This window comes from Achromobacter spanius, assembly GCF_003994415.1.
In the GTDB taxonomy this organism is placed as follows: domain Bacteria; phylum Pseudomonadota; class Gammaproteobacteria; order Burkholderiales; family Burkholderiaceae_B; genus Achromobacter; species Achromobacter spanius_C.
Window position 1 is genome coordinate 923,143 of the sequence record NZ_CP034689.1, and the last position, 16,852, is coordinate 939,994.

Sequence of the window (16,852 nt, forward strand, 5' to 3'; positions counted from 1 at the left end):
GAAGTTAACGCATAGCGCTGCTTGCAGCGCTATGCGTTGGGTTTTACTCAACAGCTATATTCGTTCTTTAACAATCTGGAAGAAGCACAACGAAATGTACTTATTAAGTACTCGGCGCAAGCCGAAGAAGATAAGTACGGGTTGTGATTGCATTATTTTGTTCCAAGTTCTCAAGACTGAGGTGAATAACCTCAGACTGCTTTGAAACTTATGAACGGCACAAACGCTAATACTCAGGTCCTATAGCCTACAGCGTTATAGGATCAAGCGACTAAGTGCATATGGTGGATGCCTTGGCGATCACAGGCGATGAAGGACGTAGTAGCCTGCGAAAAGCTACGGGGAGCTGGCAAACAAGCTTTGATCCGTAGATATCCGAATGGGGAAACCCACCGCAGCAATGCGGTATCCCTAGCTGAATACATAGGCTAGTGGAAGCGAACCGGGTGAACTGAAACATCTCAGTAGCTCGAGGAAAAGAAATCAACCGAGATTCCGAAAGTAGTGGCGAGCGAAATCGGAAGAGCCTTTACGTTTTAGCATGCAAGATAGTCGAACGGAATGGAAAGTCCGGCCGTAGCAGGTGATAGCCCTGTAGATGAAATCTTGTGTGTGGAACTAAGCGTAAGACAAGTAGGGCGGGACACGTGAAATCCTGTTTGAAGATGGGGGGACCATCCTCCAAGGCTAAATACTCGTGATCGACCGATAGTGAACCAGTACCGTGAGGGAAAGGCGAAAAGAACCCCGGAAGGGGAGTGAAATAGATCCTGAAACCGTATGCATACAAACAGTAGGAGCCTCCTTGTGGGGTGACTGCGTACCTTTTGTATAATGGGTCAGCGACTTACATTCAGTGGCAAGGTTAACCGAATAGGGAAGCCGTAGCGAAAGCGAGTCCGAATAGGGCGATTCAGTCGCTGGGTGTAGACCCGAAACCAGATGATCTATCCATGGCCAGGTTGAAGGCACGGTAACACGTGCTGGAGGACCGAACCCACTAATGTTGAAAAATTAGGGGATGAGCTGTGGATAGGGGTGAAAGGCTAAACAAATCTGGAAATAGCTGGTTCTCTCCGAAAACTATTTAGGTAGTGCCTCAAGTATTACTGCGGGGGGTAGAGCACTGTTATAGCTAGGGGGTCATGGCGACTTACCAAACTATGGCAAACTCCGAATACCCGCAAGTACAGCTTGGGAGACAGAGCACCGGGTGCTAACGTCCGGACTCAAGAGGGAAACAACCCAGACCGCCAGCTAAGGTCCCGAATTATCGCTAAGTGGGAAACGAAGTGGGAAGGCATAGACAGTCAGGAGGTTGGCTTAGAAGCAGCCATCCTTTAAAGAAAGCGTAATAGCTCACTGATCGAGTCGTCCTGCGCGGAAGATGTAACGGGGCTAAGCGATAAACCGAAGCTGCGGGTGTGCACTTTTAGTGCACGCGGTAGGAGAGCGTTCTGTAAGCCTGCGAAGGTGGCTTGTAAAGGCTGCTGGAGGTATCAGAAGTGCGAATGCTGACATGAGTAGCGATAAAGGGGGTGAAAAGCCCCCTCGCCGTAAGTCCAAGGTTTCCTGCGCAACGTTCATCGGCGCAGGGTGAGTCGGCCCCTAAGGCGAGGCAGAGATGCGTAGCTGATGGGAAACTGGTTAATATTCCAGTACCGTCGTACAGTGCGATGGGGGGACGGATCGCGGAAGATCATCAGGGTGTTGGATGTCCCTGTTGCTGTATCGAAGATGGCGCTTAGGCAAATCCGGGCGCGTAAATCAAGGGTATGGCACGAGCGAGCATTGCTTGCGAAGTGATTGGAAGTGGTTCCAAGAAAAGCCTCTAAGCTTCAGCTGTACGAGACCGTACCGCAAACCGACACAGGTGGACGGGATGAATATTCCAAGGCGCTTGAGAGAACTCAGGAGAAGGAACTCGGCAAATTGATACCGTAACTTCGGGAGAAGGTATACCCCGGTAGTGTGAAGCGCCTGCGCGCTTAGCATGATGGGGTCGCAGAGAATCGGTGGCTGCGACTGTTTATTAAAAACACAGCACTCTGCAAAGACGAAAGTCGACGTATAGGGTGTGACGCCTGCCCGGTGCCGGAAGGTTAAGTGATGGGGTGCAAGCTCTTGATCGAAGCCCCGGTAAACGGCGGCCGTAACTATAACGGTCCTAAGGTAGCGAAATTCCTTGTCGGGTAAGTTCCGACCTGCACGAATGGCGTAACGATGGCCACACTGTCTCCTCCTGAGACTCAGCGAAGTTGAAGTGTTTGTGATGATGCAATCTACCCGCGGCTAGACGGAAAGACCCCATGAACCTTTACTGTAGCTTTGCATTGATCTGTGAACCGGCCTGTGTAGGATAGGTGGGAGGCTTTGAAGCGTGGTCGCTAGATCACGTGGAGCCATCCTTGAAATACCACCCTGGTTTGTTTGCGGTTCTAACCTTGGTCCGTTATCCGGATCGGGGACAGTGCATGGTGGGCAGTTTGACTGGGGCGGTCTCCTCCCAAAGTGTAACGGAGGAGTTCGAAGGTACGCTAGGTACGGTCGGAAATCGTGCTGATAGTGCAATGGCATAAGCGTGCTTGACTGTGAGACTGACAAGTCGAACAGGTGCGAAAGCAGGACATAGTGATCCGGTGGTTCTGAATGGAAGGGCCATCGCTCAACGGATAAAAGGTACTCTGGGGATAACAGGCTGATACCGCCCAAGAGTTCATATCGACGGCGGTGTTTGGCACCTCGATGTCGGCTCATCTCATCCTGGGGCTGTAGCCGGTCCCAAGGGTATGGCTGTTCGCCATTTAAAGAGGTACGTGAGCTGGGTTTAAAACGTCGTGAGACAGTTTGGTCCCTATCTGCCGTGGGCGTTGGATACTTGACGGAGCCTGCTCCTAGTACGAGAGGACCGGAGTGGACGTACCTCTGGTGTACCGGTTGTCATGCCAATGGCATTGCCGGGTAGCTAAGTACGGAAGAGATAACCGCTGAAGGCATCTAAGCGGGAAACTCGTCTGAAGATTAGGTATCCCGGGGACTTGATCCCCCTAAAGAGTCGTTCGAGACCAGGACGTTGATAGGTCGGGTGTGGAAGCGCAGTAATGCGTTAAGCTAACCGATACTAATTGCTCGTGAGGCTTGATCCTATAACACTGATGGTTATGACCTGGTGATATAGCGTTCCAAGTGTCGTTCAATACAAAATCTGGCTGCCCCGTCAGCAGCCAGCCAACACCAATTACATACCCCTTGTGCGTGACCATCGAGCTTGCCTCTGGTCACCCACACGTTGTGTTTCTTCCAAGATTGGAGCCGTTGCGCTAACCCGCAGCCGCTCAACCCGTTACGCCTGACGACCATAGCAAGGTGGTACCACTCCTTCCCATCCCGAACAGGACAGTGAAACGCCTTCGCGCCGATGATAGTGGACGGACGTCTGTGAAAGTAGGTCATCGTCAGGCTTTTATTGCGCAAAACCCCACAGGTAATCCTGTGGGGTTTTGTTTTATATAAGTGAGAACCTATACTTCTCGCCGCTGTAGGATGAAGAGATTCAGAAAGCAGCAGCGTTGCAAGGCGGTGCAAATGAGGCAGAGGCCGGTTGCACAAGCTGCAAAAATGATGTTATAGTTGAGGGCTTGGCTGCTGCCGAAAATTCAGGGTAACCCCCGATGTTTCGATAGTTGCTAAAAAGAGAAGCCAGCAGAAATGCTGATGAGCGAGGCCTGAAGGAGTTGCAAGTCAGGTAGTGCAGTAGTTGATCCGCGTTAAGCGAAACAAATGCGACACTGATTTGACAAGCGATAAAAACTTCTTCATAATCTCGCCTCTCTGCTGCTGAAAACAGCGAGCAACGCAAGGCGAAAGCCGCAGCGAAGCTGGCGAGTTTAGTAGGTGGCAGCAAGCAGTTGGTAGTACAGAATTTAGCAGTACCGCTCTTTAACAATTAAACAACCGATAAGTGTGGGCGCTTGATGCGATGCACTGTGATTCAGGTCTGGGGTCAAACCTTGGCTTGCTTCACAAGCACAATGAAATCAAGTGCTCACTAGAAGTGAAGTACCTTAGACGTCAAGTTTAAGAACATACCTCACTTCCTTTGAGTAGCGACGTATGACCTGGTTCGGATTTATTCGGACCAAGAATACGAAACAAATACAGAGATTAAACTGAAGAGTTTGATCCTGGCTCAGATTGAACGCTAGCGGGATGCCTTACACATGCAAGTCGAACGGCAGCACGGACTTCGGTCTGGTGGCGAGTGGCGAACGGGTGAGTAATGTATCGGAACGTGCCTAGTAGCGGGGGATAACTACGCGAAAGCGTAGCTAATACCGCATACGCCCTACGGGGGAAAGCAGGGGATCGCAAGACCTTGCACTATTAGAGCGGCCGATATCGGATTAGCTAGTTGGTGGGGTAACGGCTCACCAAGGCGACGATCCGTAGCTGGTTTGAGAGGACGACCAGCCACACTGGGACTGAGACACGGCCCAGACTCCTACGGGAGGCAGCAGTGGGGAATTTTGGACAATGGGGGAAACCCTGATCCAGCCATCCCGCGTGTGCGATGAAGGCCTTCGGGTTGTAAAGCACTTTTGGCAGGAAAGAAACGTCATGGGCTAATACCCCGTGAAACTGACGGTACCTGCAGAATAAGCACCGGCTAACTACGTGCCAGCAGCCGCGGTAATACGTAGGGTGCAAGCGTTAATCGGAATTACTGGGCGTAAAGCGTGCGCAGGCGGTTCGGAAAGAAAGATGTGAAATCCCAGAGCTTAACTTTGGAACTGCATTTTTAACTACCGAGCTAGAGTGTGTCAGAGGGAGGTGGAATTCCGCGTGTAGCAGTGAAATGCGTAGATATGCGGAGGAACACCGATGGCGAAGGCAGCCTCCTGGGATAACACTGACGCTCATGCACGAAAGCGTGGGGAGCAAACAGGATTAGATACCCTGGTAGTCCACGCCCTAAACGATGTCAACTAGCTGTTGGGGCCTTCGGGCCTTGGTAGCGCAGCTAACGCGTGAAGTTGACCGCCTGGGGAGTACGGTCGCAAGATTAAAACTCAAAGGAATTGACGGGGACCCGCACAAGCGGTGGATGATGTGGATTAATTCGATGCAACGCGAAAAACCTTACCTACCCTTGACATGTCTGGAATTCCGAAGAGATTTGGAAGTGCTCGCAAGAGAACCGGAACACAGGTGCTGCATGGCTGTCGTCAGCTCGTGTCGTGAGATGTTGGGTTAAGTCCCGCAACGAGCGCAACCCTTGTCATTAGTTGCTACGAAAGGGCACTCTAATGAGACTGCCGGTGACAAACCGGAGGAAGGTGGGGATGACGTCAAGTCCTCATGGCCCTTATGGGTAGGGCTTCACACGTCATACAATGGTCGGGACAGAGGGTCGCCAACCCGCGAGGGGGAGCCAATCCCAGAAACCCGATCGTAGTCCGGATCGCAGTCTGCAACTCGACTGCGTGAAGTCGGAATCGCTAGTAATCGCGGATCAGCATGTCGCGGTGAATACGTTCCCGGGTCTTGTACACACCGCCCGTCACACCATGGGAGTGGGTTTTACCAGAAGTAGTTAGCCTAACCGCAAGGGGGGCGATTACCACGGTAGGATTCATGACTGGGGTGAAGTCGTAACAAGGTAGCCGTATCGGAAGGTGCGGCTGGATCACCTCCTTTCAGAGCTTAAGTGCTCGTGTTAAGCGTCCACTCTTATCGGTTGTTTGATATAGCTGGGATCAGTTGTAGGCTTGGGTCGAGGGATTCTTCCCTGGGTCTTCAGCTACCTGACTACTGATCCGAGAAGGTTTTGGGTCTGTAGCTCAGTTGGTTAGAGCACCGTCTTGATAAGGCGGGGGTCGTTGGTTCGAATCCAACCAGACCCACCAAGTATTCTGCGATGCAGGATATGGGGGTGTAGCTCAGCTGGGAGAGCGCCTGCTTTGCAAGCAGGATGTCATCGGTTCGATCCCGTTCACCTCCACCATTGATTCTCATAATCGCCCTGGTGGTGATGTAGAGGCTAACTCATAGCGCTGTTGTCAGTGTTATGAGTTAGGTTTTACCTAACAGCTATATTCGTTCTTTAACAATCTGGAAGAAGCACAACGAAATGTACTTATTAAGTACTCGGCGCAAGCCGAGGAAGATAAGTATGGGTTGTGATTGCATTATTTTGTTCCAAGTTCTCAAGACTGAGGTGAATAACCTCAGACTGCTTTGAAACTTATGAACGGCACAAACGCTAATACTCAGGTCCTATAGCCTACAGCGTTATAGGATCAAGCGACTAAGTGCATATGGTGGATGCCTTGGCGATCACAGGCGATGAAGGACGTAGTAGCCTGCGAAAAGCTACGGGGAGCTGGCAAACAAGCTTTGATCCGTAGATATCCGAATGGGGAAACCCACCGCAGCAATGCGGTATCCCTAGCTGAATACATAGGCTAGTGGAAGCGAACCGGGTGAACTGAAACATCTCAGTAGCTCGAGGAAAAGAAATCAACCGAGATTCCGAAAGTAGTGGCGAGCGAAATCGGAAGAGCCTTTACGTTTTAGCATGCAAGATAGTCGAACGGAATGGAAAGTCCGGCCGTAGCAGGTGATAGCCCTGTAGATGAAATCTTGTGTGTGGAACTAAGCGTAAGACAAGTAGGGCGGGACACGTGAAATCCTGTTTGAAGATGGGGGGACCATCCTCCAAGGCTAAATACTCGTGATCGACCGATAGTGAACCAGTACCGTGAGGGAAAGGCGAAAAGAACCCCGGAAGGGGAGTGAAATAGATCCTGAAACCGTATGCATACAAACAGTAGGAGCCTCCTTGTGGGGTGACTGCGTACCTTTTGTATAATGGGTCAGCGACTTACATTCAGTGGCAAGGTTAACCGAATAGGGAAGCCGTAGCGAAAGCGAGTCCGAATAGGGCGATTCAGTCGCTGGGTGTAGACCCGAAACCAGATGATCTATCCATGGCCAGGTTGAAGGCACGGTAACACGTGCTGGAGGACCGAACCCACTAATGTTGAAAAATTAGGGGATGAGCTGTGGATAGGGGTGAAAGGCTAAACAAATCTGGAAATAGCTGGTTCTCTCCGAAAACTATTTAGGTAGTGCCTCAAGTATTACTGCGGGGGGTAGAGCACTGTTATAGCTAGGGGGTCATGGCGACTTACCAAACTATGGCAAACTCCGAATACCCGCAAGTACAGCTTGGGAGACAGAGCACCGGGTGCTAACGTCCGGACTCAAGAGGGAAACAACCCAGACCGCCAGCTAAGGTCCCGAATTATCGCTAAGTGGGAAACGAAGTGGGAAGGCATAGACAGTCAGGAGGTTGGCTTAGAAGCAGCCATCCTTTAAAGAAAGCGTAATAGCTCACTGATCGAGTCGTCCTGCGCGGAAGATGTAACGGGGCTAAGCGATAAACCGAAGCTGCGGGTGTGCACTTTTAGTGCACGCGGTAGGAGAGCGTTCTGTAAGCCTGCGAAGGTGGCTTGTAAAGGCTGCTGGAGGTATCAGAAGTGCGAATGCTGACATGAGTAGCGATAAAGGGGGTGAAAAGCCCCCTCGCCGTAAGTCCAAGGTTTCCTGCGCAACGTTCATCGGCGCAGGGTGAGTCGGCCCCTAAGGCGAGGCAGAGATGCGTAGCTGATGGGAAACTGGTTAATATTCCAGTACCGTCGTACAGTGCGATGGGGGGACGGATCGCGGAAGATCATCAGGGTGTTGGATGTCCCTGTTGCTGTATCGAAGATGGCGCTTAGGCAAATCCGGGCGCGTAAATCAAGGGTATGGCACGAGCGAGCATTGCTTGCGAAGTGATTGGAAGTGGTTCCAAGAAAAGCCTCTAAGCTTCAGCTGTACGAGACCGTACCGCAAACCGACACAGGTGGACGGGATGAATATTCCAAGGCGCTTGAGAGAACTCAGGAGAAGGAACTCGGCAAATTGATACCGTAACTTCGGGAGAAGGTATACCCCGGTAGTGTGAAGCGCCTGCGCGCTTAGCATGATGGGGTCGCAGAGAATCGGTGGCTGCGACTGTTTATTAAAAACACAGCACTCTGCAAAGACGAAAGTCGACGTATAGGGTGTGACGCCTGCCCGGTGCCGGAAGGTTAAGTGATGGGGTGCAAGCTCTTGATCGAAGCCCCGGTAAACGGCGGCCGTAACTATAACGGTCCTAAGGTAGCGAAATTCCTTGTCGGGTAAGTTCCGACCTGCACGAATGGCGTAACGATGGCCACACTGTCTCCTCCTGAGACTCAGCGAAGTTGAAGTGTTTGTGATGATGCAATCTACCCGCGGCTAGACGGAAAGACCCCATGAACCTTTACTGTAGCTTTGCATTGATCTGTGAACCGGCCTGTGTAGGATAGGTGGGAGGCTTTGAAGCGTGGTCGCTAGATCACGTGGAGCCATCCTTGAAATACCACCCTGGTTTGTTTGCGGTTCTAACCTTGGTCCGTTATCCGGATCGGGGACAGTGCATGGTGGGCAGTTTGACTGGGGCGGTCTCCTCCCAAAGTGTAACGGAGGAGTTCGAAGGTACGCTAGGTACGGTCGGAAATCGTGCTGATAGTGCAATGGCATAAGCGTGCTTGACTGTGAGACTGACAAGTCGAACAGGTGCGAAAGCAGGACATAGTGATCCGGTGGTTCTGAATGGAAGGGCCATCGCTCAACGGATAAAAGGTACTCTGGGGATAACAGGCTGATACCGCCCAAGAGTTCATATCGACGGCGGTGTTTGGCACCTCGATGTCGGCTCATCTCATCCTGGGGCTGTAGCCGGTCCCAAGGGTATGGCTGTTCGCCATTTAAAGAGGTACGTGAGCTGGGTTTAAAACGTCGTGAGACAGTTTGGTCCCTATCTGCCGTGGGCGTTGGATACTTGACGGAGCCTGCTCCTAGTACGAGAGGACCGGAGTGGACGTACCTCTGGTGTACCGGTTGTCATGCCAATGGCATTGCCGGGTAGCTAAGTACGGAAGAGATAACCGCTGAAGGCATCTAAGCGGGAAACTCGTCTGAAGATTAGGTATCCCGGGGACTTGATCCCCCTAAAGAGTCGTTCGAGACCAGGACGTTGATAGGTCGGGTGTGGAAGCGCAGTAATGCGTTAAGCTAACCGATACTAATTGCTCGTGAGGCTTGATCCTATAACACTGATGGTTATTGACCTGGTGATATAGCGTTCCAAGTGTCGTTCAATACAAAATCTGGCTGCACCGTCGGCAGCCAGCCAACACCAATTACACCCCCCCTTGTGCGTGATCATCGAGCTTGTCTCTGGTCACCCACACGTTGTGTTTCTTCCAAGATTGGAGCCGTTGCGCTAACCCGCAGCCGCTCAACCCGTTACGCCTGACGACCATAGCAAGGTGGTACCACTCCTTCCCATCCCGAACAGGACAGTGAAACGCCTTCGCGCCGATGATAGTGGACGGACGTCTGTGAAAGTAGGTCATCGTCAGGCTTTTATTGCGCAAAACCCCACAGGTAATCCTGTGGGGTTTTGTTTTATATAAGTGAGAACACGTAGATATGTGGTCATCGGTGGTAGCCATGATCACGAAAGTGTGCCTCGCTCAGTCACTACCAGTCAGTATGCAAAAATTCGAGTGGTTGACGTCTCGGTCAACGCTCAAGCGTTTACGCTTAACGACCATAGCAAGGTGGTACCACTCCTTCCCATCCCGAACAGGACAGTGAAACGCCTTCGCGCCGATGATAGTGGACGGACGTCTGTGAAAGTAGGTCATCGTTAAGCTCTTATTCCTCAAAGCCCCGCCGGTTTCCGGCGGGGCTTTGTCTTTGGCAAAGCGATCATGGATTGGGCGTTGAGAACTCATACGCATCGCCTCGTCAATCAGGCCGAAATCCGCGCCAATGCTGATTGTGCCGAAATAACAACGCCCGTAGATGGGCCGGTTTTGTGCGGTAAGATTGACCGAGTCAATTCGTTGGAGCGTTATCGTGAGTGATCCCCAGACCCCCTTGCCCGGTACAACGTTAGACCTGCGCACACTGACCCATGTGGCTTACGGTTTATTCGCCCTGGGCTTTTTGACGAGTGGAATCCTGGGCATTGCGACGTTGGCCGCGGTGGTGCTGATGTACTTGAAGCGTTCGGACGCTGCGGGTACGGTTTACGCTGCCCACTTTGATTGGATGCTTCGCACGTTCTGGTGGGCGATGCTGTGGTTGGCCATCAGCGCGATTGCCATCTATATCTTCATTGGTTGGATTAGCCTGATCGCGACCATCGTCTGGGTGCTCTACCGTTTGATCAAAGGTTGGTTAGCGCTGCTGGACGGTGGTTCACCGACTACCTACGCCTGACCTGCAAGGTACACAGGGCCAGCAACGGCGGCTCTGTTGAGCATTTGAAAAGCCGGCAGTCTTGCCGGCTTTTTCACGTACGGATAGATGCGTCGACTACGCGAGTCAATTACACCCGCAGCTTTGGTGCGACGCGCTGCTGGGTGTTGCCCCCGGTAATCCCGCTGGTCAAGCATGCACAGCGCAGGCATCAGGTGACGGCTGTTCGTGTACGGAAGTGGGCGCTTGGGAGCGTATGCTCCCCCTTCAGATATGCGCGCAAACAGAAGCTGGGCTGCCGTAAACAGCCGATGCTCTTGCAAGCTCTGTAGGCGCAGCGCCAGTCGAAGATCTTGAAGATCAGGGCGACAGCAAGAAAGATTTTTGACGCAGCCGCGATGTGCGGGCTCGCATGTTGCGCCGGGGGATGGCGTATGCGTGAAGGTAGCGAGCTAGCCCGGCGAAAAGCCAGGGCGTCGCGACAATCCAAGAGGCAGGGACGTACGGGGTACGCCCTTTGCCTGCTTACTTCAGATGTGCGTTGACCAACTTGGTCAATTCGAACATCGTGACCTGATCCTTGCCAAAGATCGGACGCAGCTTGGCATCGGCGTTGATGTTGCGCTTGTTGCTGGCATCTTGCAGGTTGTGCTTCTTGATGTATTCCCAGATCTTCTTGGTGACCTCGGTACGCGGCACGGCTTCCGAGCCGATGACAGCGGCCAATTCGGCGCTGGGGGTCAGGGGCTTCATGAATGCAGCGTTCGGCTTGCGCGCGGTCGCGGGTTTGGAGGTTGTGGCCATAATGCGGCGCTCCTTCTCTGGCTGTTGGAAAAATTGTCCTGCGGCCGGAGCATAACGTGTCTCTCTGGTAAAGACAAAGGCATTTATCCTCTGTAGCAACTAAAATGCGCTGACCGTCCCCTCTATCACGCCATTCTGTAACGTCCTATGTACGCACGATCTGCCTTGGAATCAATTCGGCTTTTTCATGACGAGCTGACTGCGCTGCGGCGCGATTTGCATGCTCACCCAGAACTGGGTTTTGAAGAGGTCCGCACGTCTGGCATTGTCGCCGGCGCGCTTGAGGCGTTGGGCATCGAAGTGCATCGCGGCATCGGCAAAACCGGTGTTGTGGGCGTGATCCGTGGCCGGCGCTGCGACAGCGGACGCATGATTGGCCTGCGGGCCGACATGGATGCCCTGCCCATGACGGAAGACAATGACTTTGGCCATAAGTCGACCAAGCCTGGCCTGATGCACGGCTGCGGCCACGATGGTCATACCGCCGTGCTGATCGGGGCTGCCAAGTACCTGGCGCAGACGCGTAATTTTGATGGCACTGCCGTCCTGATTTTTCAGCCGGCCGAAGAGGGGCGCGGCGGTGCCCGAGCCATGCTGGAGGATGGTCTTTTCGACACTTTTCCGTGTGATGCGATCTATGCCCTGCACAATTGGCCCGGACTGCGACCCGGTACCATCGGTATCAATCCGGGGCCGATGATGGCGGCGGCCGATCGCTTTGAAATTCAGATCACTGGTCGTGGTGGTCATGGTGCGCATCCCTATCAGACGATCGACCCGGTGACCATCGCCGGGCAGATCATCACCGCGTTGCAAACGATCGTGTCGCGCAATGTGAATCCGTTGGATTCGGCGGTGGTATCGATAGGTTCAATGCAGGCCGGACACCCTGGCGCAATGAGCGTGATTCCACGTGAGGCCAAGTTGGTGGGGACCGTACGCACCTTTCGCAAGTCGGTTCAAGAAATGGTCGAAACGCGCATGCGTGAGCTGGTCACTGCCATAGCCGGCGCGTTTGGAGGTGCTGCCGAGCTGATCTACGAACGCATTTATCCCGCAACCCTCAATACGCCGCAGCACGCCAACCTTGTCGCGGATATCGCGACCGAGATGATCGGCAAGGAGAACGTGGTGCGCGACTTGGTGCCTTCGATGGGCTCCGAAGATTTCTCGTTCATGTTGCAGAGCAAGCCGGGCGCGTATTTCCGCCTGGGCCAAGGCGGCGCCGAGTCGGGCTGCGTGCTGCACAACTCTCATTTTGATTTCAACGATGCGGTCATTCCCCTGGGCAGCGCGATGTTTTGCGCGCTGGCCGAGCGGGGCATGCCGTTGGCAGATTAAGAAGCCCTTTACATGTCTACTCAAAGCACGACCCAGCTCACGATTACTCGTCCGGACGATTGGCATCTGCATTTGCGCGATGGCGCGGCGCTGGAGGCGGTGGTGGCGGACACCGCGCGCCAGTTCGCGCGCGCCATCATCATGCCGAATCTGAAGCCGCCAGTTACGACAACCGAACAGGCATTGGCGTATCGAGACCGCATCCTCCAGGCGCTGCGCAAGGCAGGCGGAAATCCGGACGCTTTTACGCCACTGATGACGCTTTACCTGACCGACAACACGTCCGCAGACGAGATCCGCACTGCGCATGCGTCCGGCCAGGTCTATGCGGTAAAGCTCTATCCGGCGGGCGCTACGACTAATTCGGATGCTGGCGTCACGGACTTGCTGGGCAAGTGCACCAAGGCGCTGGAAGCCTTGGAGAAATGCGGGATGCCGCTGCTGGTGCATGGCGAAGTCACCGATCCGGCGATTGACGTGTTCGACCGCGAGGCCATTTTCGTAGAGCGTGTCATGAAGCCTTTGCGCCGCGCGTTTCCTACCTTGAAGGTGGTGTTCGAACACATCACGACGAAAGAGGGCGCGGAATACGTGCGCGACGCCGAAGGGCCGACTGCTGCGACGATCACGCCGCAGCACATGCTGTATAACCGCAACGCGATTTTCCTGGGTGGGGTGCGCCCACATTGGTACTGTCTGCCGATCCTGAAGCGCGAGACGCATCGACTGGCCTTGGTTGAGGCGGCTACCAGCGGTAGTCCACGGTTTTTCCTCGGCACCGACAGTGCACCCCATGCGCGCGGTCTTAAAGAGCACGCCTGCGGCTGCGCGGGTTGCTACACGGCATTGCACGCGATGGAGCTGTACGCGACCGCCTTTGACGCCGTGGGCAAGCTGGACAAGCTGGAAGGCTTTGCGAGTTTCCATGGCCCTGACTTCTATGGTCTGCCGCGTAATACCGGTACGCTGACGCTTGTGCGTGAGACGTATCAGGTGCCTGAAGAGCTGGCGTTCGGCAATACCACGCTGGTGCCGCTCGCGGCGGGCGAATCGCTGGCCTGGCGGGCGCACGTTTGAATAGCCAGGCGCTTGATCTGACGGCGGGGCCGCCAATGTAAACGAAGCGGGGTGGCCGGCATCATGCCGGCCACCCCGCTCCTTTGGCCCGACCGTCGTTGCCGGTGTGCCTATCTATATAGTGATGCCGCTTAGAGAGTGCCGTCGCGGCGTGCTTCCAGCAGTTCCCAGCGGGCAAACTTTTCTTCTAGCTCGCTTTCCAGTTTGGCGAGTTCGCCATTGATGCGCTCAACTTCTGAGGGGGCTTCGCGGTAGAGGCTGCCGTCCGCCAACTTACCCGCCAGCTCGACCTGCTTGGCTTCAAGTGCGGCGATGGCATCAGGAAGGCCTTCAAGTTCACGCAGGTCCCACGCGTTTATCTTGCTGGCCTTGGCTGGCTTCGGGCGGGCGACTTTTGCTCGCGCGGCGCCTTCGTCCACGGGCTTGGACGCCTCGTCCTCGTCGGAAGATGGGGCGACGGGCGCGGGGCGCTGTGCGACCCATTCGTCATATCCACCCACATAATCGCGCCAGCGGCCGTTCCCTTCATACGCGATCGTCTGCGTGACGACGTTGTTCAGGAACGCGCGGTCGTGGCTGACAAGCAATACGGTGCCGGCGTATTCCTGCAGCAGTTCTTCCAGAAGCTCCAGCGTTTCGATGTCGAGGTCGTTGGTGGGTTCGTCCAGAACGAGCACGTTCGCGGGGCGAGCGAACAGGCGGGCCAGCAGCAGACGCGCGCGTTCGCCGCCAGACAGGCTGCGCACAGGGGAGCCGGCACGGGCGGGCGAGAAGAGGAAGTCGCCCAGGTAGGTCATGACGTGCTTGCGGGTGCCACCGATTTCAACCCATTCGCTGCCCGGGCTGATGATGTCCACCAGCGAGGCTTCTTCGTCCAGCTGCGCGCGCATCTGATCGAAATACGCGACCGCCACGTTCGTGCCCAGGCGGGTCGTTCCCGTGTCGGGCTGCATTTCTCCCAGAATGAGCTTTAGCAAGGTGGTCTTGCCGGCGCCGTTGGGCCCGATGATGCCAATGCGGTCGCCGCGCAGGATGGTCGTTGTATAGTCGTCCACCACGATCTTGTCGCCGAACGTCTTGCCCATGTGTTCAAGTTCGGCCACAAGTTTGCCCGAACGTTGACCTTCGGCAAGCGCCAACGAGACGTCGCCGATACGTTCGCGGCGTTCGGCACGCTGAACCCGCAGGCTCTCCAAACGGCGCACGCGGCCTTCGTTACGGGTGCGGCGCGCTTCGACGCCCTTGCGGATCCACACCTCTTCTTGCGCCAGCAGCTTGTCGAAGCGGGCTTGTTCCAGACGTTCCGATTCCAGCCACTGAGCCTTGCGTTCCTGCCATTGAGAGAAGTTGCCGGGAAAGCTCAGCAGGCGACCGCGGTCGAGCTCGACGATGCGGGTGGTGACGGCGTCCAGGAATCGGCGGTCGTGGGTGATGATGACCGCCGCACCACGCCAACTGCGCAACATCTCTTCCAGCCAGGCAATGCCTTCGAAGTCGAGATGGTTGGTGGGTTCGTCCAGTAGCAGCAGGTCGGGCTCTTCGACCAGTGCGCGCGCCAGCGCCACGCGCTTGCGTGTGCCGCCGGACAACCCGGCGATTTGCACGTCCGCCGGCAGGCCCAGCTTTTCCAGGATGGCACGTACGCGCGACGGGCGTTGCCAATCTTCGTGGTCGCCTTCCACGTTGCAGACAACATCGAACACCGTGGCGTTTTCATCCAGCTCTGGTTCCTGTTCGACCGTGGCAACGCGCAACCCCGAACTGCGGGCGATGTCGCCGTCATCGGGCACGGTGCGGCCGTCAAGCAGCCTCAGCAGCGACGACTTGCCGGCGCCGTTGCGGCCGATCAGTCCAATGCGCTCGCCGGCCTGGATGGCGAAGTCGGCGTGATCCAGCAGCGGGTGGTGCCCATAAGCCAGTTGGATGTCGGTAAGAGTGATGAGGGTAGCAAGGGCCATGTAGTCGGTCTTTTCTGCGGCAGACAAGTGAGTCAGGGCGTATTGTCGCAGGAACATTGCCGGCTCGTTGGGCGGGGCGTGGGGACGGCATCATGGGGACAGTGCCGCGACCTGTAATAGAATACGAACCGCAAGGCGGGTCGGGCGATCGCGGTGGATGCGAATTCATCGAGGAAGGTCCGGACTCCATAGGGCAGGGTAACGGCTAACGGCCGTCCGGCCGCGTTTTCGGGCGCGGTTGAGGAATAGGGCCACAGAGACGAGACTGGGAAGCGGGCGCGCATTGCGCGCACCGATACGGCCATCTCCGTATCGCGCGGTTCGGCAACGAATCGCGGCGTCGCAGGGTGAAACGCGGCAACCTCTATCCGGAGCAACATCAAATAGGCATGCGTGTGGCCCTCGGGCCGCGAAGGGCGGCTCCGTCCAAGCATGCGGGTAGGTGGCTAGAGCGGCTCAGCAATGATCCGCGCAGAGGAATGATCGTCCGCCAGGGAAACCTGGTGTACAGAATCCGGCCTATAGATCCGTCTTGCATCGAATTTTCCCTCGGCATGGCTCCGGGGCGTTGATCCCGGGTCGCTCCGTCCGCCGGTCCGCTCATTTTTTAAAGCGGATAAGGCGCGCGATGGGTGGGAAGCCTTGCCAGCCGGGGCGGAGGGGCGCGGCGTAAAACAATGCAAAGGCATCGTTAGCCGCTACTTCTTACTAAGGACTTTTAGAGTGTGTCGCAACCTCCTGATATATCAGGAGGTTTTTCTTTTTGCGGTTTTACATATTGGTCTAAGTCCTTGTTGTGATTGAAAAAATTGCAACCACGCGCTTGACCGCCCCATTGCCATACCGTAGAGTGGGAAATAGTAGGAAATTGTGCAATTAAGTGGGGTAAAAGTGGTGTTTCAGGGAAGCAGCGCACTCACGCTGGATGCGAAGGGGCGGATCTCGATTCCGACCCGGCATCGTGACGCGCTGATGTCGCAGGCCGATGGCCGGCTGACCCTGACCCGCCACCCTGACGGCTGCTTGCTGGTGTACCCGCGGCCTGAATGGGAAAAGAAGCGCGAGCAGATTGCCGCCTTTCCCATGACGGCTCGTGCGTTGCAGCGGCTGTTGCTGGGCAACGCTCAGGACGTGGAACTGGATGGCTCCGGCCGGGTCCTGATCGCGCCTGAACTGCGCAACGCTTCCGGTATGACGCGCGATGTGATGCTGCTCGGTCTGGGCGCGCACTTCGAGTTGTGGGACGCCGCTACTCTGGCCAGCCGCGAGGCAGAAGATTTGGCCAAGGGTATGCCGGATGTGTTGAACCAGTTTTCGTTCTGAAAAAT

Annotated in this window: 6 protein-coding genes, 2 tRNA genes, 6 rRNA genes and 1 other RNA gene; 13 read left to right on the forward strand and 2 right to left on the reverse strand. The window is 55.3% G+C overall.

Annotated elements, in window-relative coordinates:
• The first annotated feature begins 261 nt into the window (after positions 1-261).
• The 9 genes from ELS24_RS04115 to ELS24_RS04155 all read left to right on the forward strand — a co-directional run bounded on the left by ELS24_RS04115 (position 262) and on the right by ELS24_RS04155 (position 10,365).
• A 23S ribosomal RNA gene (locus tag ELS24_RS04115) occupies positions 262-3,146 on the forward strand.
• A 202-nt stretch (positions 3,147-3,348) separates the two neighbouring features.
• Positions 3,349-3,461: ribosomal RNA gene (gene rrf, locus ELS24_RS04120) — 5S ribosomal RNA — on the forward strand.
• A 705-nt stretch (positions 3,462-4,166) separates the two neighbouring features.
• Positions 4,167-5,697 (forward strand): 16S ribosomal RNA (locus ELS24_RS04125).
• 132 nt (positions 5,698-5,829) lie between these two features.
• Positions 5,830-5,906: transfer RNA gene (locus ELS24_RS04130), tRNA-Ile, on the forward strand.
• A gap of 22 nt (positions 5,907-5,928) precedes the next feature.
• A tRNA-Ala gene (locus ELS24_RS04135) sits at positions 5,929-6,004 on the forward strand.
• Between the two features lie 293 nt (positions 6,005-6,297).
• Positions 6,298-9,182, forward strand: a 23S ribosomal RNA gene (locus ELS24_RS04140).
• Between the two features lie 204 nt (positions 9,183-9,386).
• Positions 9,387-9,499, forward strand: a 5S ribosomal RNA gene (rrf, locus tag ELS24_RS04145).
• A gap of 181 nt (positions 9,500-9,680) precedes the next feature.
• Positions 9,681-9,793 (forward strand): 5S ribosomal RNA (gene rrf / locus ELS24_RS04150).
• Together the 16S, 23S and 5S rRNA genes with 2 tRNA genes alongside form the textbook arrangement of a ribosomal RNA operon.
• Positions 9,794-9,945: 152 nt before the next feature.
• Entirely contained in the window at positions 9,946-10,365 is a 420-nt protein-coding gene (locus tag ELS24_RS04155) for a DUF4870 family protein (RefSeq protein ID WP_050450190.1), read from the forward strand.
• 504 nt (positions 10,366-10,869) lie between these two features.
• On the opposite strand, the gene ELS24_RS04160 is transcribed toward ELS24_RS04155, so the two are convergent.
• Positions 10,870-11,148, reverse strand: a complete 279-nt coding sequence (locus ELS24_RS04160) for an SWIB/MDM2 domain-containing protein (protein WP_006217453.1) — start codon at positions 11,146-11,148, stop codon at positions 10,870-10,872.
• 147 nt (positions 11,149-11,295) lie between these two features.
• On the opposite strand from ELS24_RS04160, the gene ELS24_RS04165 reads away from it, so the two are divergent.
• Positions 11,296-12,489: a M20 aminoacylase family protein gene (locus ELS24_RS04165; protein WP_050450189.1), complete on the forward strand. Its 1,194-nt coding sequence runs from the start codon at positions 11,296-11,298 to the stop codon at positions 12,487-12,489.
• Positions 12,490-12,501: 12 nt separating this feature from the next.
• Positions 12,502-13,566, forward strand: coding sequence for a dihydroorotase (gene pyrC, locus ELS24_RS04170; protein ID WP_050450188.1), 1,065 nt, complete (start codon positions 12,502-12,504; stop codon positions 13,564-13,566).
• 131 nt (positions 13,567-13,697) lie between these two features.
• On the opposite strand, the gene ELS24_RS04175 is transcribed toward pyrC, so the two are convergent.
• A complete protein-coding gene (locus tag ELS24_RS04175) occupies positions 13,698-15,524 on the reverse strand; it encodes an ATP-binding cassette domain-containing protein (protein WP_127186244.1) in 1,827 nt (608 codons plus the stop codon).
• Positions 15,525-15,656: 132 nt separating this feature from the next.
• On the opposite strand from ELS24_RS04175, the gene rnpB reads away from it, so the two are divergent.
• Positions 15,657-16,062: RNase P RNA component class A (gene rnpB / locus ELS24_RS04180), an RNA gene on the forward strand.
• A 356-nt stretch (positions 16,063-16,418) separates the two neighbouring features.
• Complete coding sequence (mraZ, locus tag ELS24_RS04185; RefSeq protein ID WP_006226256.1) at positions 16,419-16,847, forward strand: division/cell wall cluster transcriptional repressor MraZ; 429 nt, start codon at positions 16,419-16,421, stop codon at positions 16,845-16,847.
• The last annotated feature ends 5 nt before the right edge of the window (positions 16,848-16,852 follow it).

Coding starts and splice junctions, on each gene's coding strand:
- ELS24_RS04155 (WP_050450190.1), top strand. CDS start 9,946: ATGGGCCGGTTTTGTGCGGTAAGATTGACCGAGTCAATTCGTTGGAGC.
- ELS24_RS04160 (WP_006217453.1), bottom strand. CDS start 11,148: ATGGCCACAACCTCCAAACCCGCGACCGCGCGCAAGCCGAACGCTGCA.
- ELS24_RS04165 (WP_050450189.1), top strand. CDS start 11,296: ATGTACGCACGATCTGCCTTGGAATCAATTCGGCTTTTTCATGACGAG.
- pyrC (WP_050450188.1), top strand. CDS start 12,502: ATGTCTACTCAAAGCACGACCCAGCTCACGATTACTCGTCCGGACGAT.
- ELS24_RS04175 (WP_127186244.1), bottom strand. CDS start 15,524: ATGGCCCTTGCTACCCTCATCACTCTTACCGACATCCAACTGGCTTAT.